We start from the raw sequence: 20,686 nt of genomic DNA, 5'->3' as shown, positions 1-20,686 counted from the left end.
AGTAAAAGACCGCATGGCCGGCGCTATCGCCTATCTCAGCCGCGATACCGACGGCGTCCTCTGGAACAAGGTCCTCGAAGCGGGCCTGGGTCCACTCGATTTCCGCACCCGCGACAATCTCGGCAACAAGGACGAGATCGAGGTCGTCCTGGCCTGGAAGCCGGACCGCGGCCTGATCGCCTCCTTCCCCAACGTGAAGCTGATCGTGTCGCTGGGCATGGGCGTCGACCACCTGCTGGCCGACGACCAGCTCCCGGCCGGCGTACCGATCACCCGCATCATGGACGACGGGCTGGTCGGTCAGATGAGCGAATACGCCATCTACTTCGCGCTGCGTCACCACCGCGACATCGACAAGTATGGCGAGAGCCAGCGGGCGAAGCGGTGGAAGCCCGAGGATTTCGTCGACACCATCCATCGCCGCATCGGCATCACCGGCCTCGGCACGATCGGCCAGGACACGGCGAAGAAGTTCACGGCCCTCGGCTTTCCGACCGCCGGCTGGAGCCGCACGCAGAAGAGCCTGCCCGGCGTCGAGACGTTCCACGGCCCCGACGGGCTGGCGGCTTTCCTCGCCCGCACCGACATCCTGGTGAATGTGCTGCCGCTCACGCGCGACACCAAGGGGCTGCTCGACGCCAAGCTGTTCACGGCGCTGCCGAAGGGCGCCTACCTGATCAACATGGGCCGCGGCGGCCACGTGGTCGACGCCGACCTGCTGGCCGCGATCGATTCCGGCCACCTCGCCGGCGCGGCGCTCGACGTGTTCAACACCGAGCCGCTGCCCGAAAGCCATCCCTACTGGACGCATCCCAAGGTCAAGGTGACGCCGCACATCGCCGGCGCCACCAACCCGCGCACCGCCTCGCCCGGCGTGATCGAGAACATCAAGCGCGTGCGCATCGGCCAGCCGCTGCTCAACACGGTCGACCCGGTCACGGGGTACTGAGCCTCTCATCGGCGCGCGCCACTCCAGTGGCACTCAAGCTTCGTTGATCAGGCAAAAGGTATGAGCGCCACTGGAATGGCGCGCTCCCCTGCTACTTCCCGAACCTGTCGGCGATCGTGCGGTAGATCGCGCGCGCCACCTGGGCCTCGCCGCCTTCCGGCCGGCCCGGCCGGCTGCTGTTGTTCCAGGCCATCATGTCGAAATGCGCCCACGGCACGTCGTCGGGCACGAATTCCTTGAGGTAGAGCGCGGCCGTGATCGAGCCGCCGAAGGCGCCCGCCGAGACGTTGTTGATGTCGGCCACCTTGCTGGACAGCATCTGGCGATAGGGCGCGAACAGCGGCATCCGCCACATCGGGTCCGTGACCTCCTTGCCCGCCGCGATGAGCGAGTCGGCCAGCGCGTCGTCGTTGCAGAACAGCGCCGGCAGGTCCGGCCCCAAGGCCACGCGCGCCGCGCCCGTGAGGGTGGCGCAGTCGATCATCATCGCCGGCTTCTCCGACGCGCCCTCATGCAGCGCATCGCACAGGATCAGACGGCCCTCGGCATCGGTGTTGCCGATCTCGACGGTGATGCCCTTGCGCGTCTTGATCACGTCCATCGGGCGGAAGGCATTGCCAGCCACGGAATTCTCGACCGCCGGCACGAGCACGCGCAACCGCACCGGCAGGCCGGTCGCCATGATCATCGATGCGACCGCGAGCACGTTCGCCGCACCGCCCATGTCCTTCTTCATCATCAGCATGCCGGTCGCGGGCTTGAGGTCGAGGCCGCCGGTGTCGAAGCACACGCCCTTGCCGACCAGCGTCACCTTCGGGTGGCTCGCCTTGCCCCAGGTGAGATCGATCAGCCGCGGCGGGCGCGCAGAGGCGCGGCCAACCGCATGGATCGTCGGATAGTTGTGCTTCAGGAGATCGTCGCCCACGATCACCTTCACCTTGGCCTTGTGCGCCTTGGCGAGGCCCTGCGCCGCCGCGGCCAGCTCGGCCGGGCCCATATCGGAGGACGGCGTGGTGATCAGGTCGCGCGCCATCGAGATCGCCTCGACGATGGCGATCGCGCGCTTCTTGTCCGCAGTCGCAGGCCACACGAAGCGCGGGCCGCCCTTGCTCTTGGTCGCGCGATAGCGCTCGAACTTCCAGGCGCCGAGCCCGATCGCCACGGCGACGTCTGTCATCGAGACCGGCGCGGTCTCGCCGTCCAGGCGCCACGTCGTGGCCGGCAGTTTCGACGCGAGTGCACCGAAATCCCACAGGGTCGGGGCGTCGGGAATCACCAGCACTGCACCGGAAGCCTTGCCGTCATCGCCCGGCAACACGGCGACTTCGCCCGGAGATCCGGAGATCCCCAGCGAGTCGACCCAGGCACGCCGCGCCGCGGACTGCGCCTTCAGCCAGGCACCCCACTTCGAACGACCCACAAACTGCAGGGGTAAGGAGGAAGAAGAACGGTCGACGAACGGCAGCGACATGGCCATGCTCACAATATTCAAGGAGAACGGTTAACATTGCCGGCCAAACTCCATGGCTGGCAAGGAGGGCGTACATGGCCGAATTCACCGTTGTGATCGGCAACAAGAATTATTCGTCGTGGTCGCTGCGCGGCTGGCTGATGGTCAGGATCGCCGGCATCGAGTTCGATGAGATTGTCGTGCCCCTCGACAGGCCCGAGACGCAGGCGGCGATCCGCAAGCACTCGCCGTCGGGCCGCGTGCCGGTGCTGCTGCATCGCGGACTCGCGGTGTGGGACTCGCTGGCGATCGCGGAATACCTGAACGACCTCAAGCCCGAGGCCGGCCTGTGGCCACCCTCCGCCGCCGCCCGCGCCCATGCCCGCTCGATCTCGGCGGAGATGCATTCGAGCTTCACGGATCTCCGCGACAACATGCCGATGAACATCCGCGCCTCGTTTCCCGGCAAGGGCATGACGCCGGGCGTGCGCGCCGATATCGAGCGCATCACCTTCCTGTGGCGCGACTGCCGGAAGCGCTTTGCCGGCGCCTTCCAGAAGGACGAAGGATTCCTGTTCGGCACTTTCGGCGCCGCCGACGCGATGTTCGCCCCCGTGGCGACGCGCTTCAAGACCTACGGCGTCACCCTCGACAATGACGCCGACGCCTATTGCAAGGCTGTGCTGGCCCATCCCGCCATGAGGGAATGGATCGATGCCGCCGAGCACGAGCCCTGGCTGATCGACAAGTACGAGTTCAAGTAGCCGGCAGGCTCGGCGTCTTGTCCTGCCGTTCCTCCGGCGTCATGAACATGCGCCAGCGGCGCGCCCCGACGCCCAGGCTGCGCCGACTGGAAAAAACAGCGAGGAGCGGCGCCAGGAGCAGACCCGCGACCACCGGCAGCAGCCAGTAGAGGAACGACGGCGCCCAGTAGCCCATCACCGCGACGGCGGCGACTCCCAGGACGATCTGGCCGAGGTGCCGGCCCAGCGCGAGATCCCACGTCATGCCGCGATCGCCGCGGGCCTGCGGCGGCCAGCCAACCGCGCGCCCGGCCAGGATGCCCAGCACGAATGTCGAGTGAAACAGCATCATCACCGGTGCCAGCAGCATCGAGAACAGCGTCTCGAGGAGTACGCTGCCGATCAGCGCCAGCCGTCCGCCATAGGCGGGCGCCGGCGAGAACAGGCCCAGCACCATCGCAAGCAGCTTGGGCAGGAACAGCATCAGCGCCGTCACCAGCAGCAGCCCGTGGACGTGGCCGGTATTGTATTGCGGCCAGTTGGGGAACAGCGACGGCAGGTTGCCGAAATAGACCGGGCCGACGATCTCGTGTTCCAGCACGATGGCGGCGCTGAGCAGCAGCGAACCCAGCCAGAGAGGCGAGGCGAGATAGCCCATGATTCCCATCACCAGGTGGAGCCGGCTCATCCAGTGCAGGCCGCGCGCGGGAACCAACCGCGCATGCTGCAGGTTGCCCTGCATCCAGCGGCGATCGCGCACCGCATAGTCGATGACGTTGGTAGGCAGCTCCTCGAAGCTGCCGCCCAGGGTCGGCAGGTTCCAGACGAAGAAACCGGCGCGACGCATGAAGGCCGCCTCGACGAAATCGTGGCTCAGGATTTCGCCACCGAACGGCGCGCGGCCCTTGAACACCGGCAGGCGGCAATGGTGGGAGAACGCCGCGACGCGGATGATGGCGTTGTGGCCGAAGTAATTGGCCTCGCCCATCTGCCAGAAGGCATGGCCGGTGGCGAGCATGCCACCATACAGGCGCGACGAGAATTGCAGCACGCGGGCGAACAGCGTCTCGCGTCCCATCGCTACCGCATGGGTCTGGATAATGCCGGTCTGCGGACTCGCCTCCATCAAAGCGGCGAGACGCACCATCGTGTCGCCCGACATCACGCTGTCGGCGTCGAACACGATCATGTGGTCGAAGCGGGCGCCCTGGTTGTCGAGCCAATCCGCGATGTTGCCGGCCTTGCGGCCGACATTCCTGGCGCGGCGGCGCCAGTGCAGGCGTTCACCGATGCCCAACTGCTGGCGCAGCCCCTCGATGCCCGCCGCTTCCTCGGCCGCGATCGCGTCGTTGGTCGTGTCGCTCAACACGAAGAGCTCAAAGGCATCGGACCGGCCGGTCGTCTCCAGCGAGCGCCAGGTCGTCGCGAGGCGGGCGAAGACTTCGTCCGGCGCTTCGTTGTAGACGGGCACCAGGATCGCCGTTCGGCCGCGGAGCGCCGGAACCTCGCCATCGCCGGCACCCTTACGGCGAAGCGAAAGAGGATGCAGGCCGCTGGCCTTCAACACGAAGCCGATCAGGGCGGCCCAGAAGGAGAGCGCGATCCAGCCGAAGCCCAGCGCGAATACCACGAGCAGGGCGACGGCAAGTCCGTAGGGAACCTGCGGACCAAGCGCCGTGGCCAGCAGATGAATGCCAGCAGCGGTGGTCGCGGCGGCGAGAGCGAGCAGGAGGAACCGCCGCCAGCCCGCGCGACCTGCAAGGCGGTCGAGGTTCCAGAGGCTGTGGTCTTCAGTGGCTTGCATGAGACGCGCCCTCCGCGGGCAATGGGTATCAGGGCCGAAGCTGGGTGCTGAAAGTCTCGCTCGATCGTTTGCCATCCACGGTCAGGAAGGCCCGAATGTCGGCGGTACGGCGACTCTCAGGCTCCACGTCGAGGAAGAGGCGGCGGTTGGCGGAGCCAGAGGGCCGGTCGATCTCGGCCCGCAACAGCTTGCCACCGCTCACCTCTACGTTGGACTCCACCACCCGTTCCTCCGGTAGCCTGGTCAAAACGTCGCCTTCGAACTCGACGACGAGACGGCGGGCTTTGTCGTTGCCGTCGACGGATGCCTGTCGCGTCGCAACGACGCGCGCTTCGGGTGCCAGCGACGCTTCGTCACTCAAGGCCGAAAGGCGATAGCGGTATTCCAGCGCCGCGCCCTTCTCGACCGGCCACCGCGAAACCCAGAAGGCGACGATATTGTCGTGATGTTCGGACGGTGTCGGGATCTCGACCAGACGGACTTCGCCCTCACCCCAGTCGCCCTTCGGCTCGATCCAGAGGCTGGGACGCGTCTGGTACTTGGCGACGCCGTCCTGGTAGCGATCGAAACGGCGTTCGCGCTGCTGCAGGCCGAAGCCGCGCGGATTGTTGTCGACGAAAGACGAGACCTGCAGCGAGCCGGGATTGCCCAGGGGCCGCCAGATCCGCTCGCCTCCGCCGGTCAGGAGTGCCAGCCCGTCGGAGTCATGCACCTCGGGCCTGAAGTCATCGCGCCAGGGGCCGGACTTGCCGGACAGGAACATGCTGGTGAGCGGCGCGATGCCCAGCATCGACACGCCATGTCGCATGAAGAGACGCGCATCGACGTCGACCGTGGTCCGTGCGCCCGGCGTTACCGTGAAGGCGTAGGCGCCGCTGGCTCCCGGCGATTCGAGAAGCGCGTAGATCGTGATCGACTTGTCTCCGGGAGCCGGCTCGACCAGCCAAAATTCCCGAAACTCGGGGAATTCCTCCGAACGCGGCTGGGCCGTGTCGATCGCCAGCCCGCGCGCCGAGGCGCCATAGACCTGGCCCTTGCCGATCGGCCGGAAGTAGCTGGCGCCCAGGAACGAAACGATCTCGTCGAACTTCTGGCCGTTCAGGGGGTGCGTGACCTTGAAGCCCGCGAAGCCGACATTGGCCGGCGGCGTGGCGGTGCCGAAGTCGAACATCTCGGGCGAGGGCGAGAGGGCTGTCGCCGCTCCCGCCGATTCAGAGCCCGTTCGCTGGATCACGTACATCTTGACCGGCGTCTGATAGAGGAAGCCGGTCGGGAAGAACTCGACGTGGAAGCTGCTTTTCTTGTCGCGCCACAGGATCGAGTCCGGCCGAAAGCGGATGCCGCGATAGGCGTCGTATCCCAGCTTTGCCGTGTCCGCGACCGGCGCTCCCTTTGTGTAAGCCTGCGTCGCCGAGTGCCGCGCTCGATCGATCAGCTTGTCGAAAAACTCGCTTGCCTGCGCCGTCGAGAGGCTGGTCCCCACAAGCACGACGAGCAACGCAACAAATCGGACCACGGAATCCCTCATGCGATGGCAAGGTCGTGCCGCAACGCAGCAAGGAACCGGACGGTTGCCCTCCCTCGCCATGAGGCCCCACCGGAACACCGGTTGTGTTCGCCAGGGTACATGATCGTCCCCGCGCTCGATCATGGCGGAACGAAAAGGGGCAAGTGCACGTTGGCAGCCCGCGATCATCACGGCCTACCGCCGGAGACGAGATTGTCGAGGGAGAACCGCATCATGCCCGACGCCATGCACGACAGCACCACCCAGCCGGAATCCGGGAACACGAGGCCGGACCTCGGCGCGGCGGTTTCCGAAATCAAGACCGCGCTGAGCGGCAAGGCCGAGGAACTTGCCAGCCGGTCCGCGGAGAGCGGCGCCGCGGCCGTCTCGGCGCTGGGCAAGACCGCGGCCACGCTCGCCGGCTCGTTGCAGGACCAGTCGCCCGCGGTTGCCGATTATGTGCGCTCGACCGGCCAGCGCATCGACCGCCTGGCCGACGACCTGCGGGACAAGTCGGCCGGCGAGCTTCTGACCATGGCCACCGATTTCGGCAAGCGCCAACCGCTCGCCCTGCTCGCGGGCTCTGCCATCGTGGGCTTCGCGCTCGCCCGCATCGTCAAGGCCGGCATGGGCGCCTCGACGGAAGCAGCGGGACCGCGGGCGAACGAGCCCAGTGTCGGCAGGATCGACGTTTAGGAGGCGGGGATGAACACCACAGAAAGGCCGGGCGTGGTCGCCTTGGTGACCGATGCCCTGGGTCGCAGCGCCGACCTGATCCAGACCGAAATCCGTCTCGCCCGCGTCGAGCTGGGCGAAAAGGCCGAAGCGCTGAAGACCAGCGTCGTCAGCGGTCTCGCCATGATGTTGGTAGGCACGGCCTTCCTCATCGCCGCCGTCATCTTGGTCCTGCAAGCCGTCGTCGCGGCACTGATCGAGAGCGGAGTCGCTCCCGCGCTCGCGATCCTGATCGTCGCCGGCGGTTCCGCACTGGGCGGCATCGTCGTCCTCCTTGCCGGCAAGAAGACGATCGGCGCCGTCGACCCCACCCCGACCCGTACCATCACGTCCCTGCAGAACGACGCCCGCATGGCGAAGGAGAGCCTGACATGAGAGAGAGCGCCCAACTCCAGCGCGAGGCCGAGGCCCAGCGCGCCGGCTTGTCCAACACGCTCGGCCAGCTCCGCGACGGCATGACCAGTCAGGCCCTGTCGGCCGAACTCGTCGGAGTGCTGCGCGACAGCAGCCTCACTTTGGTGAAGAGCCTGGCCGATTCGGCGCGCAGCAATCCCGGCGCCGCGCTTCTGATCGGCGCAGGGCTCACCATGATGCTCACCAAAACGACCGGCTCGGACGTGATGTCGTCTGCCTCCAGCGCAATCCGCGCGGCCAGTTCCGCGAGCGCCGACGCCGCCGTCGCCGCGGCAAGCGGCGTCAAGACCGCGGCGGGCACGGCTGCCGATACCGCGAAGTCGCTGGCAGGTCAGGCCAGCCACAAGGTTTCGGACATGGCCGGCAAGGTGACCGACAAGGTAACGGGCTTGGCGACCAACACCGCGAACTCCGTCAAGGAGACCGCCGCCGCGACCACCGACACTTTGCGCGGGACCGCGGGCGATCTGCGCGATCGAGCCGGCGAACAGGTCGATCAGGCGAGACGACTGCTCCATGACGGCCAGGACGCCGCACAGCATCTCGAACAGGACGCGACGAAGCTTGCCGCCGATACGAAGCAGGCCGTGTCGAAGCTGCTGGAAGAACAGCCCATCCTTGTCGCCGCGATCGGCACCGCGCTGGGGGCGATCTTCGGCGCGGCGCTGCCGGTCTCGCAGGCCGAGCGCAATGTGCTGGGCAAGGTCGGTGCCCAGGCGATCGACAAGGGCCGCGACGTCCTCGAAACCGCCAAGGATACGGTCACCGAACAACTCGCCGATGCGCATATCGGCGAGAAGGTCGGCGACGTTGCTGGCAAGCTGGTCGATACGATGGTGCCGACCTCGACCTCCCGGCCCGCGTAACCGCCAGCATCGCCAAGAAGAAGGCCGCCCGAAGGGGCGGCCTTTTATGTCTCGACGAAAACGACCGAACTTGTGCGGCGGTCGTCAGGAGTTGGGCTTGGGCAGGGTCATCGGGCTGATCCGCAGGATCTTGTAGCCCACCTGCTCCAGTTTCGAGGCCTCCGCCTGGGCTTCCACCAGGCTCGAATAGCCGATGCCGATTTCAGACTGGGTGCGCGGGTCCACCGTCCACACCATGTGCTTGCCGAATGCTTCGTTGCTCATTGCTCCTTGTACAGGTGTTCGGTCGCGGAGTCCGAACCTTCTCGTTCTCGCTCAATGCGCCAGCAGAAGCGGCACGGGGCATGAAGCGATCACCTTGGCCGTCGCGCCGCCGAGCCCCAGGAAGTTCGACAGCCCGCCGTGACCATAGGCGCCCATGACCAGCAGGCCGCTGCCCCTCTCCCTTGTATAGTCCAGCAGCGCGCGGCCGCGGGTGCGGCCCGAGACGTCGCCCGGATCCATCGTCTCCACCGCGGCCGCGATGCCATGACGGCCGAGCGTGCGCACGAGGAACGGCGTGCCGACGGTATCGGGCGCCGCGCCGGCCACGAGGATCGTCACGTTTTCGGCCCTGGCGAGAAACGGCAGCGCATAGCCCACGGCACGGGCCGCCTGCGCACTGCCGTTCCAGGCGACGACGACCGACGACATCGGCCGGTGGCCGGGATGTGGTGGCGCGATCACCACGGGCCGCGCACACTCGTACAGTGCGGCATGAACGGTCCCGGGCGCGATGTTCTCGGGATCGGTGCCGGGACGGCCGAGCAGCAACAGGCTCGATTCGCGCCCCATGGCGACGAGGCGCGCACGCGTCAGGCCCGAACCGCTGAACGTTGCGCCCTTGAGCGAGGCGATCAGCTCGCGATAGGCGCGCTCGGACTCGCGGGCGCGGCCCTCGAGGCGCGTGTCGGAGTCGGTCTTGAGGAAAGGCATCGACTGGAGCGCGATGTCGGCATCGCCCCGGCGGGCCTCCGAGAAATGGACCGCGTCGACGATGGCATCGAACAGGACGGCAATCCGGGCAGCGAGGCGGAACGACATGGCCGCGTCGGGGCCGCCCTCGGAAACCGCCAGAATGGATTTGTACATGCTGTCTCCCCCGCCGTCGTTGACGAGGGAATTAGCATGAACCGGGCATCAGTGAGCACATCGAAGAGCGCCGCGACGGCCGTCCTCCCGAGCGGAGAACGGCGCGCCGGTTGGATATCGGGGTGGGCCGGCCTCAGCCGTCCACCTTGGCGCCGCTCGCCTTGACGATGGGCGCCCAGACCGCGATCTCGCTCACGATACGGTCCTGCAGTCCCTTGGGCGCCATCGGCCAGGGGTCGCTGCCCAGGGCCGCGAACTTGGCCTTCACGTCGGGATCCTCGAGCGCCTTGGTGCCGACGGCGGCCAGCTTGTCGACGATGGGCTGCGGCACGCCGGCCGGGCCGCCGAAGCCCATCCAGACCTCGACCACGTAGTTCGGCACGAACTCGATGATCGCCGGCACGTCGGGCGCGGCCTTGTTGCGCTCACGGCTGGTGACGCCCAGCGCCCGCAGCTTGCCGGCCTGCACGTGCGGCCAGCAGCTCGGCATGTTGTCGAACATGATGTGCACGTTGCCGGCGATCAGGTCCTGCATCGCCCCGGCGCTGCCCTTGTAGGGAACGTGCAGCATGTCGGTGCCGGTGAGCTGCTTGAACATCTCGCCAGCCAGATGGATTGTGGTCCCTGAGCCGGACGAGGCCATGTTGTACTTGCCGGGATTGGCCTTCAGCAGGGCGATCAGTTCCGGCACGGTCTTGGCGGGCACGCTGGGATGGACCACCAGCATGTTGGGCCAGACCGACATGCCCGCCATCGGCGAGAAATCCTTCACTGGATCGTAAGGCAGCTTGGCGTAGAGGGCCGGGGCCATGCAGAACATGGAAATGGTGACCAGCCCGATCGTGTAACCGTCGGATGCCGCCTTGGCGAGCGCGTCGGTGCCGATCGTGCCGCCGCCACCGGCGCGGTTGTCGATCAGCACCTGCTGGCCGAGCATCTCCGAGACCTTGGCCATGACGATGCGCGAGATGTTGTCGGTCGCGCCGGCCGGCGTGTAGGGCACGATGAACTTGATCTGCTTGTTGGGAAAGGCGTCCTGGGCGCGAGCGAGGCTCGGCGCAGCGAGGGTGGCGGCGGCGCCGGCCAACAGGGCGCGACGGCTGGTCTTGAACACGGGCATGCTTCCTCCGAACGACGTTTCTTGATCGGTGCGCGGACGCTAACAGCCCGTCCGATGGGCGTCACCGCGAACCGGCGGCCACGGCTCGCGCTGCGGCCCGTGAGGTCGCTCAGCGGGCCGCTTGCTTGAAAGTCACGTGTTTTTTTGAAGAGGGCCGGCGCGAGTTGCCGCCGCTGTCCGGCGCCTAGGTCAGATGCGCGTCGATCCAGGCGGTGATGTCAGCCATCACGCCTTCCTTGCCGGTGTCGGCCAGCAGGTCGTGGAAGTGGTCCTTGTAGAGCTTCAACGTCTTGTCGGCCGAGCCCGCCGTGTCGCGGAAGAACTGGCTGCCCTCGCAGACCGTCGCCTTGTCGGCGGTGCCGTGCAGGATCAGCAAGGGCAAGGTGATCTTCGGGAACTCCTCGCGCAGCCGCTCGTCGGCGCGGACCAGCGCGGCGACGGTGGCGGCGGGCTGGATCTCGTGGGCAATCAGCGGATCGGCGTTCAGGGCCGCCACGGCCGCAGGGTCGCGCGAAAAGTCCTCGTTCTTCAGTTTGAGCACCGGCAGGCGTGGTGCGATGTGGCTCAGCCCCTTGATGGCCGCGAGCGCGAAGCCCGGCGCCGGCACCTGGAAGGCGAAGCTCTCGCAGATGAAGCCGGCGAGTTCGGCCTGGTTGTCGAGCGTGTAGGTCGCGGAGACGACGCCGCCAGCGCTGTGGCCCAGCAGGAAGACCGGCAGGCCGGGATGGCGCGCCTTGGCGATCTTTATGGCGCTCGCCAGGTCGGAGACGTAGTCGGCGACGTCTTCGACGTAGAACCGCTCGCCCTCCGACTTGCCACGCCCCCGCAGATCGAGGGCGAAGACGGAAAGGCCCTTCTTCACCAGCTCGCCGGCCGGCCACAGATACTGGCCGCCATGGGAATTGACGCCGTGGCAGATCACGACGACGGCGCGCGGCGCGCCGTCGGGCGACCAAGAGCGCAGGTAGATCTTGAGGTCGCCCTTACCTTCGAACGTCTCTTCGGTCGCTGTGGTCACTGCGTCTCTCCTCCGCTCTCAATCAGAAGAGACTCCTACTTCACACGGCGTGCATGCGCCATTCGACCTAGGAAGGGACGAGCCTTATTCGAGCCAGCGCAGGCAGCCCGTCGCGTCGAGCACGGGATCGAGCCGCCGGCGCACGTCGGCCGGCAGCGCCGCCAGCTTCTTGCGCAGCGCGTCGTAGCATTTGGCCTGGTAGCGGAAGGGCGCCTGACTCCATGGCTGGCCGAGGATGTCGAGATCGACTGACGGGGCCCCGCTCTCCAGCGCCGCCCGATTGGCCGCGAGGAACGGCAGGTAAGTCTCGCCGCAATGTTTCAACAGGGCGGTCACCGCGTCCGGCAGCGGCGCATCGGCCGTCAGCCATTCGCCCTCGACGCCCGAGGCATCGTCGAGCCGCAGCAGCCAGCAATAGACGTCGGGCGCCCGCTCCCGCATCTCCATCATCGGCGTCGGATCGACCGAGAGGATCTGCAGCTGGCCGAAGAGGCCGAAATCGGCCAGCGACGGCCGCGAGCCGAACAGATACTCCATCTTGCGGACATGGGGATCGAGCGCGTCGAGGATGAAGCGGTAGCTGTCCTCGATGACCGGCCGGTTGCCGTCGGTGCAGCCGACCATCGCCATGCGGCCCACCTGGCGGTCGTTGAAGGCCTGCATCGCCGCGCGCCGCTCGGCCTCTTGCATCTGCGGATTGCGTGAGGTGATCACCCAATCCTGGGCGAATTTCCGATCGGGCGCATAGTACCAGCGATAGTGGAACATGATCTTGGTGACCCACTCGTCGCCAAAATCCTCCAAGAGGTCGCTGAGATAGGCGTGCGCCGGATCGTCCGGCACGATCGAGCGCTGGCCGGGATGCGCGCGCTCCAGCGCATGGGCGAGAGGAGTCGAATCGTTCATCACCGTGCCGTCGGGAAAGGTCAGTGCCGGGATCACCGGCGGCAATCCGGCCGCGACCGCGACGTCGCGCGGCCAGCCCACGGCCTTCCAGATGAAGGGCAGCCGGCGGTAGCGCAGGATCGCGCGCATCTTCACCGAATAGGGCGAGGGGCCGAAGCCGTGGAGGATGTAGGGGTTCGTGCTCATGTAACCGTTCATTCTTACCATTGGCCGAAGAAGATGCCGTGCTGGCGATGCTTCGCCGTGCGCGCCGCGACATAGGCGTCGTCGACGGTGACGCGGCTCTTGCGCGCCTTCGCCCAGGCGTTCAGCCGGTCCTCCATCTCGCGGAAGATCGGGGCATAGGTGAGGTCGCCACCGAGATCGCGGCGCTCCTTCGGATCGTTGGCCAGGTCGAACAGCATCGGCCGGTAGCCCTGCCACCAGACATATTTCCAGCGGTCGGTGCGCACCATGATGGCGCGGCATTCATCGGGCTTGCGACCGAGGATCGTGCGGGCCTCGCGGAAGGAATAGTCGAGCTCGGAGAAGACCGCATCGCGCCAGGTGTCGAGATGGATCCGGCGCAGCAGCGGCAGCAGCGAGCGGCCTTCCAGCAGGTGATCCTGCGGCGGCAGGCCGAGCGTTTCGAGGATGGTCGGCACGACGTCGATCGCCTCGACGAAGCGCTCGTCGACCGTGCCGCGCGTCAGGTCGGCCTCTGGGTCGGGATCGACCACGATGAAGGGAACGCGCTGCGCCTCATCGTAGAACATCTCCTTTTCGCCCAGCCAATGGTCGCCCAGGAAGTCGCCATGGTCGGCGGTGAAGATGATCAGCGTGTCGTCGAGCCGGCCGGCGCGTTCCATGTGCGCGAACAGGCGGCCGAGCCAGTCGTCGAGCTGGCGGATCAGGCCCATATAGGCCGGCCGCACGATGCCCGGCGCGTCGGGCCGGCTGAAGGAGACCGATTCCTCCATCTCGCGATAGGCGGCGAGAACGGGATGTTCGTTTGCGCGCTCCTGCTCGTCGCGGTTCAGCGGCAGCATGTCGGCGGCGCCGTACAGGTTATGATAGGGCGCCGGCGCCATGTAGGGCCAGTGCGGTTTCACGTAGCTGAGATGCAGGCACCACGGCTTCTCGCCCATCTCGTCGATGAAGCGCATCGCCTCGCGCGTCATGTAGGCGGTCTCGGAATGCTCTTCCTTCACGCGCGCGGGCAGGTGGACGTTGCGCATGAACCAGCCCGAGGCCTTCTCGCCGCCCGGCCCGTCGGCGGCGATGACGAAGTCGCTCCAGGGATCGTCGGAGACGTAGCCGTGCCGCCGGAGATAGTCGGCGTAGCCGCTCTCCGCGCCGGGCGGCGAGTGTCCATCGTAACGGTCCAGCTCCTCGAAGCGGCCGGCCCGCATCAACGCTTCGAGCGCCGAGCCGCCCTCGATGCCGAAGCGTTCCAGCCCCTCCAGGTCGGGCAGCACATGGGTCTTGCCGGCCAGCGCTACCCTGATCCCGGCAGCCGACAGGAACTCGCCGAGGGTCTTTTCGCGCAAGGAGAGCGGCACCCTGTTCCAGGTGGCGCCGTGGCTCGACACGTAGCGGCCGGTATAGAAGCTCATGCGGCTGGGGCCGCAGACGCCGGACTGCACGTAGGCGCGCGGGAAGCGCACGCCGCGCGCCGCCAGCGCGTCGATCGCCGGCGTCTTCAGGTGCGGGTGCCCGGCGCAGGACAGATGGTCCGCGCGCAGCTGGTCGCACATGATGAACAAAACGTTCTTTACCTTGCCCACGGTTTCCTCTCTCGACGGCTTCTGCGTGCCCTGTCTAACTAAGCCGCATGACACAGGCGCCGTCCATCCGCGACATCATCGATTTCTGGTTCCTGCCGCTCGGCCATCCCGATCACGGCAAGCCGCGCGACATCTGGTGGCGGAGCACACCGAAATTCGACGCCGAGACCGTCGGCCGCTTTGGTGCCGCGATCGAACGGGCGATCGCGGGTGAGCTCGATGCCTGGAAGGATTCACCGGAGGGCGCGCTGGCGCTGATCCTCCTCTGCGACCAGTTCACCCGGAACTGCTTCCGCAAGACCGCGCGCGCCTTTGCGGGCGATGCCAAGGCCATCGATATCGCGCGTTACGCGCTGGCGCGCTTCTATCCGTCGGTGTTCCCCGTCGACATGCGGCTGTTCTTCTACATGCCGTTCGGCCACAGCGAGCATCTCGCCGACCAGCAATTCGCCTGCGCCCTGTTCGAGACGATCGGCGGCGAGGACAATCTGAAGTCAGCCGCCGATCACCGCGACGTCGTCGCCCGCTTCGGCCGCTTCCCCCATCGCAACGAGGTGCTGGGCCGCAGCACTACGGCCGAGGAACTCGAGTACCTGAAGAACGCCAATCGGTACGGGCAATAAAAAGACACGCTCCCACCAACGCTTAAAGAGACGCCAACGATAAACTCCGTCATCTCGACCGGAGCGCCCCTCGAATGCCTCGGGGCAGGCTCCGCCGCGGAGCGGAGAGATCTTCTCTCCTCGATTTGCCGGCTTTTGGTTGAGCGAAGGTCCCTCCGCTACGCCTCGTGGAGTTTACCCCGAGGTATTCGAGGGGCGAGGCTTCGGTCGAGACGACGGTTTGCTTTAAGTGAGGATCTTCCTGGCCGGCTTGGCTCGACGCTATCCGCCCAAGATCTCGCGATAGAGATTGGCGGTCGCCGTATCGAAACAGCAGAAGACCACATGCTCGGGCATGCCGATCAGGCGGACTTCGCGGACGGCGATGTCGGCGGCGGCTTGCTTCGGGTAGCCGTAGATGCCGGTCGATATGGCCGGAAAGGCGATACTTCGCAGGCCCTCCACGACCGCCAGCGCCAGCGAGTTGCGGTAGCAGCGGGCCAGCAGCTCGGGCTCGCCCTGCGCGCCGCCCTGCCAGACCGGGCCGACCGTGTGGATGACATGGCGTGCCTTGAGGCGATAGCCGGCGGTGATCCTGGCTTCGCCGGTAGGGCAGCCGCCCAGGGTGCGGCATTCGCCCAGGAGTTCGGGACCGGCAGCGCGATGGATGGCGCCGTCGACGCCACCGCCGCCCAGCAGGCTCTGCTTGGCGGCGTTGACGATGGCATCGACGTCGAGGCGCGTGATGTCGCCCTCGACGATCTCGATGCGGCTCATGTTTTACCAGTAGCGGACCGGACCGGTGTCGAGGTGCACGAAGCCGGAGCGCGGGTAGAAGCCGACGCCACCCATGTTCAGTGACCGCGCAGCCTGGCGGATGCGGAACACCGGGACACCCGGGAAGCGGATGTCCATGGCATTGCCGTTCATGTGCTGGCTGTCGCGCGCCACGCCGCGGCTGACGCTGGCCAGCCAGGCGTTGCTCTCGGGCGAGCGGAAGGCCGACAGGACCTCGATCTGGCCGCCGTAGCCGGCGATGCGGGCGGTATGCCACAGCACGTCGAACAGCAGTGGGTCCATCTCCGTCACGCCACTGTCGCGGCTGTCGCGCAGGAACTGGTTGAGCTGGTCGAGAGCGCTGCGGTGATAGGCGCCGCTGGACCAGTAGGTGACGGTGATCTCTTCCTTGGTGTTGAAATTCACCAGGCTGAGGCTGCGCGGGCTGGAGAGGTCGAGATCGGGTGCCGGCAGCGGTGCGGCCATTGCGGCGGGCGCGAAACCGCCGTAGCGCGAGGCGCGGAGCTGTTGGGGGGTGGTGGCCGGCGCCTTCTTCTGCTGGGCTGCGGCCTTCTGGACACTCGCCGACTTGGCGGGTGCAGCGGTCTTCTTCGTGGTGGCAGTCTTGGTGGTCGCGTTAGCGGCGGTCTTGACCTTGGGAGCGGTCGAAGCGCCTGTATTGGTTTGGGCGAAGCCCGTGCCGGCAAATGCCAACAGTGTCGCCAGGCTCAGTACAAAACTACGCATCCCTGCCCCGGTGTTGTTGCATTTTTGTCACAGACACCCTTATCAGAGACCCATTCTCGACTCAAAGCTTAATTCCTGATCACGGCTGAGCGCCAAGCCGACCACTTCACCCACCATGCAGAGCGTGGGACCGCTCAGGAACGCCTGCCGGGCCTGCCGATCGATCGTCGCCAGCGTGCCGACGACGCGGCGTTCGCGATCGGTGGTGCCGTTCTCGATCAGGGCGACGGGGGTCGAGGCCGGCAGGCCATGGGCGATCAGTTGCGACGCTATGTGCTGGAGCGCGCCGGCGCCCATGTAGATGACGACGGTCTGTCGCGGCCGCGAGAGCATCGCCCAGTCGAGATCGACCGTGCCATTCTTGAGATGACCGGTGACCAGCACGCAGGCCTGGGCATGGTCGCGATGGGTGAGCGGAATGCCCGCGCTCGAGGCACAACCCAGGGCGGCGGTCACGCCCGGCACCACCTCGACGGCCACGCCCGCCGCCACCAGCGCTTCGACCTCCTCGCCGCCCCGGCCGAACACGAACGGATCGCCGCCCTTCAGGCGCACCACGCTCTTGCCCGCACGAGCCAGCGCCACCAGCCGGTCGTTGATCTCCGGTTGCGGCACGCAATGGTTCGCCCGGCGCTTGCCGACATAGACGCGCTCGGCATCGCGGCGCGCCATCGCCAGGATTTCGTCGGAAACCAGCCGGTCGTAGACCACGACATCGGCCCGCTGCAGCAGGCGATGCGCCTTCAGGGTCAACAGGTCGGGATCGCCCGGCCCGGCGCCGACCAGATGGACCATGCCGGCCGTTGGGCTCTCGCTGCGTGCATTGTCGAGCAGACGGATCAACTCGCGCCGCGCACCGATCTCGTCGCCGGCCAGGGCGAGTTCTCCGACCCGGCCTTCGAAGACGCGATCCCAGAAGCGGCGGCGCGCGCGCGGCACGACGAGCGTACGGCGAACCTGTTCGCGGAAGACTTCGGCGAAGCGCGCCAGCCGACCCAGCGCCGCCGGGAGGCTGCGCTCGATGTCGGCGCGGATGCGGCGCGCGAGCGCGGGCGCGGTACCGGCGGTGGAGATGGCAATGGTAATGGGCGCACGATCGATGATCGCCGGCATTATGAAGGTCGAGAGCGCGGGCCGGTCGACGACATTGACGGGAATGCAGCGCACCTGAGCGGCGCCCGAGACGCGCGCCTGCACCGATTCGTCTTCGGTTGCCACGATGACCAGTGACATGCCCTCGAGATCGTCGTCGTCGAAGGCGCAGCCGGCCCAGGAAACATGGCCTTCGGCGATGAAATGGGCAATCTCGCCGCCAACCGTCTCGGCGATGAGCGAGACCTGCGCACCGGCCTTGAGCAGCAGCTCCGCCTTGCGCGCGGCCGCATCGGCGCCGCCAACGACCAGCGCGCGGCGGCCCTGCAGCGACAGGAAGAGCGGGAAGGTCTGCATCACGCGGCCCTCACGAGGCGCGCCGCGCGCAGCAGCGCGCGGATCTCGGGACGGCAGGAACCGCAACTGGTGCCGGCATGCGTGGTCGCTCCGATCGCGGCCAGCGAGGTCGCGCCGTCGGCGATGGCCGCTTCGACGGCACCGCGCGATACACCGAAGCAGGCGCAAAGCTCGCCGCCGCGATGCATGTCAGTCCCGCCGTGCAGCAGCTCGTTGCGCTGCCCTGTCGTGAGGCGTTCCAGCGCCATGAACGGTGCGAAGCGGTCACGCGCCTCCGCCTCGTATGTCGATCCCAGGGTCAATACGGCCTCGACGCGACCATCGCTGACGACCGCACCGACGCCCTTGTCGCCGGCAAGCCACGGACCCGGGTTGGCGGTGCGCACGGCCGCAGACAGCGCCTGCTGTGCAACTGCCAAGGGTTGATCGCCTGCAACCATATAGGCGTGATAGCCGGCGCCTCTGATCCGCGCCCAATAGGAAATCTGCGGCAGCATCACCGCGCGCCGAGCGAGAATCGTGCCATGCCAGCGCATATCTAGCCGACGAATCTCGACGGGCGTATGTTTCAGTTCCGGCTGGCCGGAAATGGGATCGACCGCCGGATTCACGGCAGCGTTGATGCGACCCGCGCGGCTGACCTGCGCGGTCCAGTGCATGGGCCCGAAGACCTCGCCCCTGCGTAACGAGTCGGTCACATGGACACGCAGCGCGCCGCGGCCCCAAAGGCTCGTCACTTCTGCAATGTCGCCATCGCCGAGACCGCGCGCCGATGCATCGTCCGGATGAATCTCGATCGTGGGCTCGGGCCGATGGCCGGCGAGCCGCACCGACTTCCCGGTGCGTGTCATGGTGTGCCACTGGTCGCGCACCCGGCCGGTGTTGAGGATCAGCGGCCGTGATTCATCCGGCGCATTTACGGGCAGGCGCGGTGTCGTGGCGATGAAACGTGCGCGGCGGTCGGCGTGGAAGAAACGGCCGTCGCCGAAGAAGCGCCGATCGGCGGCACCGCCCCAGACGAACGGTCGAAGCGCGTCATAGGCGGTATCGTCGATCGCGGCGTACGCGCCGATGTCGAAGTCGCGCGTTCCGTCATTCTCGAAACCGGAGAGTGCGGCGTGTTCACGGAAGATGTCGGCGACGCCGCGCCAGGCGAAGGCCTCACCATGGCCGAGCCGCCGCGCAACCTCGGAGAGGATCCACCAATCCTGCCTCGCTTCGCCGGGCTGCGGCAGGAACGGTCGCTGACGCGAGATGCCACGCTCGGAGTTCGTCACCGTTCCGTCCTTCTCCGCCCAGGCAAGGGCGGGTAGTCGAATGCGGCAGGCATCGACCGTGTCGCTGGCGCGGATCGCCTCGGAGACGATGGAGAATTCGCAACCGCGCAACGCCTCGCGCACGGCGTCGGCATCGGGCAGGCTCGCGACCGGATTGGTCGCCATGATCCACACCGCCTTGATGCGGCCGGCGCGCACGGCCTCAAACAATTCCACCGCCTTGAGGCCCGGCTTCGTCGCCATGCGTGTCGCCCGCCAGAAGCGTGCGACCCGGTCGATCCCGGCCGGACCGAAATCCATGTGGGCTGCCAGTGTGTTGGAGAGTGCCCCGACCTCGCGGCCGCCCATCGCGTTGGGCTGGCCGGTGATCGAGAAGGGTCCCATGCCGGGCCGGCCGATGCGGCCGGTCAGCAGGTGGCAGTTGATCAGCGCATTGACCTTGTCGACGCCGGCGCTCGACTGGTTCACGCCTTGGGAATAGAGAGTCACGACTCTTTCGGTACGGGCGAACCAGTCGATGAAGGTGTCGATGTCGGACCGCGGCAGGCCGCAGACGGCAGGATTCGTCGCGCTCGCGACGGCGAGCGCCGCAGCGAGATCCGACGTGTGTCGCTCGACGAAGTCACGATCGACAACACCACGATCCGCGAGGCCGGCCAGCAGGACATTGAACAGCGCCACGTCGCTGCCGGGCTTCAGGGGAAGATGGAGATCGGCGATATCGCAGGTTTCCGTACGGCGCGGATCGACGACCACGACCTTCATCGACGGTCGTGCGAGCCGCGCGGCCTCAAGCCTCTGGAACAGCACCGGATGGCACCAGGCGAGGTTGCTGCCGACCAGCACCACCAGGTCGGCCCGCTCGAAATCCTCGTAGAGGCCGGGCACCGTGTCGCTGCCGAAGGCGCGCTTGTGACCGGCCACCGACGAGGCCATGCAGAGGCGCGAGTTCGTGTCGATGTTGGCGGTGCCGAGGAAGCCTTTGATCAGCTTGTTGGCGGCGTAATAGTCCTCGGTCAGCAACTGGCCGGAGACATAGAATGCGACGGCGTCGGGCCCGTGCGCCTCGATCGTCTGCCGCAAGCCCTCCGCCACCGTGTCGAGCGCAACCTCCCAGGAGACGCGCTGACCGTCGATCTCGGGATGCAGCAGGCGGTCCTCGAGCGACAGCGTCTCTCCCAGCGCCGCGCCCTTGGAGCACAGCCGCCCGCGATTGGCAGGATGATCATGGTCGGCCGCGATGGCCGCGCCGCCCTTCCCGTCGGGCGTCGCGACGATGCCGCACCCGACGCCGCAATAGGGGCAGGTGGTGTGGACGGCGGCCGTCATGACGACAACAACGACCTCACCCTGAGGAGCGCTCCGCGGGAGCGCGTCTCGAAGGGTGGGCACGCGCACCGTGTCCGTTGCCCATCCTTCGAGACG

General features: G+C 67.1%; 19 protein-coding genes. 6 read left to right on the top strand and 13 right to left on the bottom strand.

What is annotated here, in order from left to right; genetic code table 11:
* Positions 1–13: 13 nt before the first annotated feature.
* Complete coding sequence (locus EPO41_RS13225; protein ID WP_296325747.1) at positions 14–949, top strand: glyoxylate/hydroxypyruvate reductase A; 936 nt, start codon at positions 14–16, stop codon at positions 947–949.
* A gap of 91 nt (positions 950–1,040) precedes the next feature.
* Here the strand turns inward: EPO41_RS13225 and EPO41_RS13220 are convergent, their stop codons facing one another.
* A complete protein-coding gene (locus EPO41_RS13220; RefSeq protein WP_296325935.1) occupies positions 1,041–2,420 on the bottom strand; it encodes a leucyl aminopeptidase family protein in 1,380 nt (459 codons plus the stop codon).
* Positions 2,421–2,494: 74 nt separating this feature from the next.
* On the opposite strand from EPO41_RS13220, the gene EPO41_RS13215 reads away from it, so the two are divergent.
* Positions 2,495–3,163: a glutathione S-transferase family protein gene (locus EPO41_RS13215; protein WP_296325746.1), complete on the top strand. Its 669-nt coding sequence runs from the start codon at positions 2,495–2,497 to the stop codon at positions 3,161–3,163.
* Here the strand turns inward: EPO41_RS13215 and mdoH are convergent.
* On the bottom strand, positions 3,156–4,946 hold the full coding sequence (gene mdoH, locus EPO41_RS13210) for a glucans biosynthesis glucosyltransferase MdoH (RefSeq protein ID WP_296325743.1): 1,791 nt from the start codon (positions 4,944–4,946) through the stop codon (positions 3,156–3,158). The genes EPO41_RS13215 and mdoH overlap by 8 nt on opposite strands.
* A gap of 28 nt (positions 4,947–4,974) precedes the next feature.
* Positions 4,975–6,462 carry a glucan biosynthesis protein G gene (locus EPO41_RS13205; protein ID WP_296325742.1) on the bottom strand — a complete coding sequence of 496 codons (1,488 nt, stop codon included), beginning with the start codon at positions 6,460–6,462 and terminating at the stop codon, positions 4,975–4,977.
* A 225-nt stretch (positions 6,463–6,687) separates the two neighbouring features.
* Between EPO41_RS13205 and EPO41_RS13200 the strand changes: the two genes are divergently transcribed.
* Genes EPO41_RS13200 through EPO41_RS13190 form a run of 3 tightly spaced genes read left to right on the top strand, consistent with a single transcriptional unit; the run spans position 6,688 to position 8,468 of the window.
* Positions 6,688–7,149, top strand: a complete 462-nt coding sequence (locus EPO41_RS13200; protein ID WP_296325741.1) for a hypothetical protein — start codon at positions 6,688–6,690, stop codon at positions 7,147–7,149.
* Positions 7,150–7,158: 9 nt separating this feature from the next.
* Entirely contained in the window at positions 7,159–7,563 is a 405-nt protein-coding gene (locus EPO41_RS13195; RefSeq protein WP_296325740.1) for a phage holin family protein, read from the top strand.
* Positions 7,560–8,468, top strand: coding sequence for a hypothetical protein (locus tag EPO41_RS13190; RefSeq protein ID WP_296325739.1), 909 nt, complete (start codon positions 7,560–7,562; stop codon positions 8,466–8,468). Before EPO41_RS13195 ends, EPO41_RS13190 begins: the two co-directional genes overlap by 4 nt.
* An 84-nt stretch (positions 8,469–8,552) precedes the next feature.
* Here EPO41_RS13190 and EPO41_RS13185 read toward each other — a convergent pair whose 3' ends face one another.
* From EPO41_RS13185 to EPO41_RS13160, 6 genes are all read right to left on the bottom strand, one after another.
* Positions 8,553–8,732, bottom strand: coding sequence for a hypothetical protein (locus EPO41_RS13185; protein WP_296325738.1), 180 nt, complete (start codon positions 8,730–8,732; stop codon positions 8,553–8,555).
* 51 nt (positions 8,733–8,783) lie between these two features.
* Positions 8,784–9,599 (bottom strand): universal stress protein, encoded by an 816-nt coding sequence (locus EPO41_RS13180; RefSeq protein ID WP_296325737.1) that lies wholly within the window; start codon positions 9,597–9,599, stop codon positions 8,784–8,786.
* 133 nt (positions 9,600–9,732) lie between these two features.
* Entirely contained in the window at positions 9,733–10,719 is a 987-nt protein-coding gene (locus EPO41_RS13175) for a tripartite tricarboxylate transporter substrate binding protein (protein WP_296325736.1), read from the bottom strand.
* Positions 10,720–10,903: 184 nt separating this feature from the next.
* The gene (locus EPO41_RS13170) at positions 10,904–11,737 is read right to left on the bottom strand and encodes an alpha/beta hydrolase (RefSeq protein ID WP_296325735.1); all 834 of its coding nucleotides are present in this window, start codon (positions 11,735–11,737) and stop codon (positions 10,904–10,906) included.
* 84 nt (positions 11,738–11,821) lie between these two features.
* Positions 11,822–12,829: a glutathione S-transferase N-terminal domain-containing protein gene (locus EPO41_RS13165; RefSeq protein ID WP_296325734.1), complete on the bottom strand. Its 1,008-nt coding sequence runs from the start codon at positions 12,827–12,829 to the stop codon at positions 11,822–11,824.
* 14 nt (positions 12,830–12,843) lie between these two features.
* Positions 12,844–14,409, bottom strand: a complete 1,566-nt coding sequence (locus EPO41_RS13160; RefSeq protein WP_296325733.1) for a sulfatase-like hydrolase/transferase — start codon at positions 14,407–14,409, stop codon at positions 12,844–12,846.
* Positions 14,410–14,456: 47 nt separating this feature from the next.
* Between EPO41_RS13160 and EPO41_RS13155 the strand changes: the two genes are divergently transcribed.
* On the top strand, positions 14,457–15,032 hold the full coding sequence (locus tag EPO41_RS13155) for a DUF924 family protein (RefSeq protein ID WP_296325732.1): 576 nt from the start codon (positions 14,457–14,459) through the stop codon (positions 15,030–15,032).
* Positions 15,033–15,293: 261 nt separating this feature from the next.
* Here the strand turns inward: EPO41_RS13155 and EPO41_RS13150 are convergent, their stop codons facing one another.
* The 4 genes from EPO41_RS13150 to EPO41_RS13135 are packed head-to-tail and all read right to left on the bottom strand — an operon-like array spanning position 15,294 to position 20,590.
* Positions 15,294–15,788, bottom strand: coding sequence for an O-acetyl-ADP-ribose deacetylase (locus EPO41_RS13150; protein WP_296325731.1), 495 nt, complete (start codon positions 15,786–15,788; stop codon positions 15,294–15,296).
* 3 nt (positions 15,789–15,791) lie between these two features.
* On the bottom strand, positions 15,792–16,535 hold the full coding sequence (locus tag EPO41_RS13145) for a DUF882 domain-containing protein (RefSeq protein ID WP_296325730.1): 744 nt from the start codon (positions 16,533–16,535) through the stop codon (positions 15,792–15,794).
* 42 nt (positions 16,536–16,577) lie between these two features.
* Entirely contained in the window at positions 16,578–17,984 is a 1,407-nt protein-coding gene (cysG, locus tag EPO41_RS13140; protein ID WP_296325932.1) for a siroheme synthase CysG, read from the bottom strand.
* Positions 17,984–20,590, bottom strand: coding sequence for a nitrate reductase (locus EPO41_RS13135; RefSeq protein ID WP_296325729.1), 2,607 nt, complete (start codon positions 20,588–20,590; stop codon positions 17,984–17,986). The genes cysG and EPO41_RS13135 overlap by 1 nt, the downstream gene beginning before the upstream one ends.
* Positions 20,591–20,686 lie beyond the last annotated feature (96 nt).

This window comes from Reyranella sp., from assembly GCF_004297265.1.
Classification (GTDB): domain Bacteria; phylum Pseudomonadota; class Alphaproteobacteria; order Reyranellales; family Reyranellaceae; genus Reyranella.
Note: the sequence above shows the minus strand (reverse complement) of the source record. Positions and strands in the feature narration are given on the sequence as shown.

Coding starts and splice junctions, on each gene's coding strand:
- EPO41_RS13155 (WP_296325732.1), top strand. CDS start 14,457: ATGACACAGGCGCCGTCCATCCGCGACATCATCGATTTCTGGTTCCTG.
- EPO41_RS13185 (WP_296325738.1), bottom strand. CDS start 8,732: ATGAGCAACGAAGCATTCGGCAAGCACATGGTGTGGACGGTGGACCCG.
- EPO41_RS13200 (WP_296325741.1), top strand. CDS start 6,688: ATGCCCGACGCCATGCACGACAGCACCACCCAGCCGGAATCCGGGAAC.
- EPO41_RS13145 (WP_296325730.1), bottom strand. CDS start 16,535: ATGCGTAGTTTTGTACTGAGCCTGGCGACACTGTTGGCATTTGCCGGC.
- EPO41_RS13180 (WP_296325737.1), bottom strand. CDS start 9,599: ATGTACAAATCCATTCTGGCGGTTTCCGAGGGCGGCCCCGACGCGGCC.
- EPO41_RS13175 (WP_296325736.1), bottom strand. CDS start 10,719: ATGCCCGTGTTCAAGACCAGCCGTCGCGCCCTGTTGGCCGGCGCCGCC.
- mdoH (WP_296325743.1), bottom strand. CDS start 4,946: ATGCAAGCCACTGAAGACCACAGCCTCTGGAACCTCGACCGCCTTGCA.
- EPO41_RS13225 (WP_296325747.1), top strand. CDS start 14: ATGGCCGGCGCTATCGCCTATCTCAGCCGCGATACCGACGGCGTCCTC.
- EPO41_RS13135 (WP_296325729.1), bottom strand. CDS start 20,590: ATGACGGCCGCCGTCCACACCACCTGCCCCTATTGCGGCGTCGGGTGC.
- EPO41_RS13220 (WP_296325935.1), bottom strand. CDS start 2,420: ATGTCGCTGCCGTTCGTCGACCGTTCTTCTTCCTCCTTACCCCTGCAG.
- EPO41_RS13165 (WP_296325734.1), bottom strand. CDS start 12,829: ATGAGCACGAACCCCTACATCCTCCACGGCTTCGGCCCCTCGCCCTAT.
- EPO41_RS13150 (WP_296325731.1), bottom strand. CDS start 15,788: ATGAGCCGCATCGAGATCGTCGAGGGCGACATCACGCGCCTCGACGTC.
- cysG (WP_296325932.1), bottom strand. CDS start 17,984: ATGCAGACCTTCCCGCTCTTCCTGTCGCTGCAGGGCCGCCGCGCGCTG.
- EPO41_RS13195 (WP_296325740.1), top strand. CDS start 7,159: ATGAACACCACAGAAAGGCCGGGCGTGGTCGCCTTGGTGACCGATGCC.
- EPO41_RS13190 (WP_296325739.1), top strand. CDS start 7,560: ATGAGAGAGAGCGCCCAACTCCAGCGCGAGGCCGAGGCCCAGCGCGCC.
- EPO41_RS13215 (WP_296325746.1), top strand. CDS start 2,495: ATGGCCGAATTCACCGTTGTGATCGGCAACAAGAATTATTCGTCGTGG.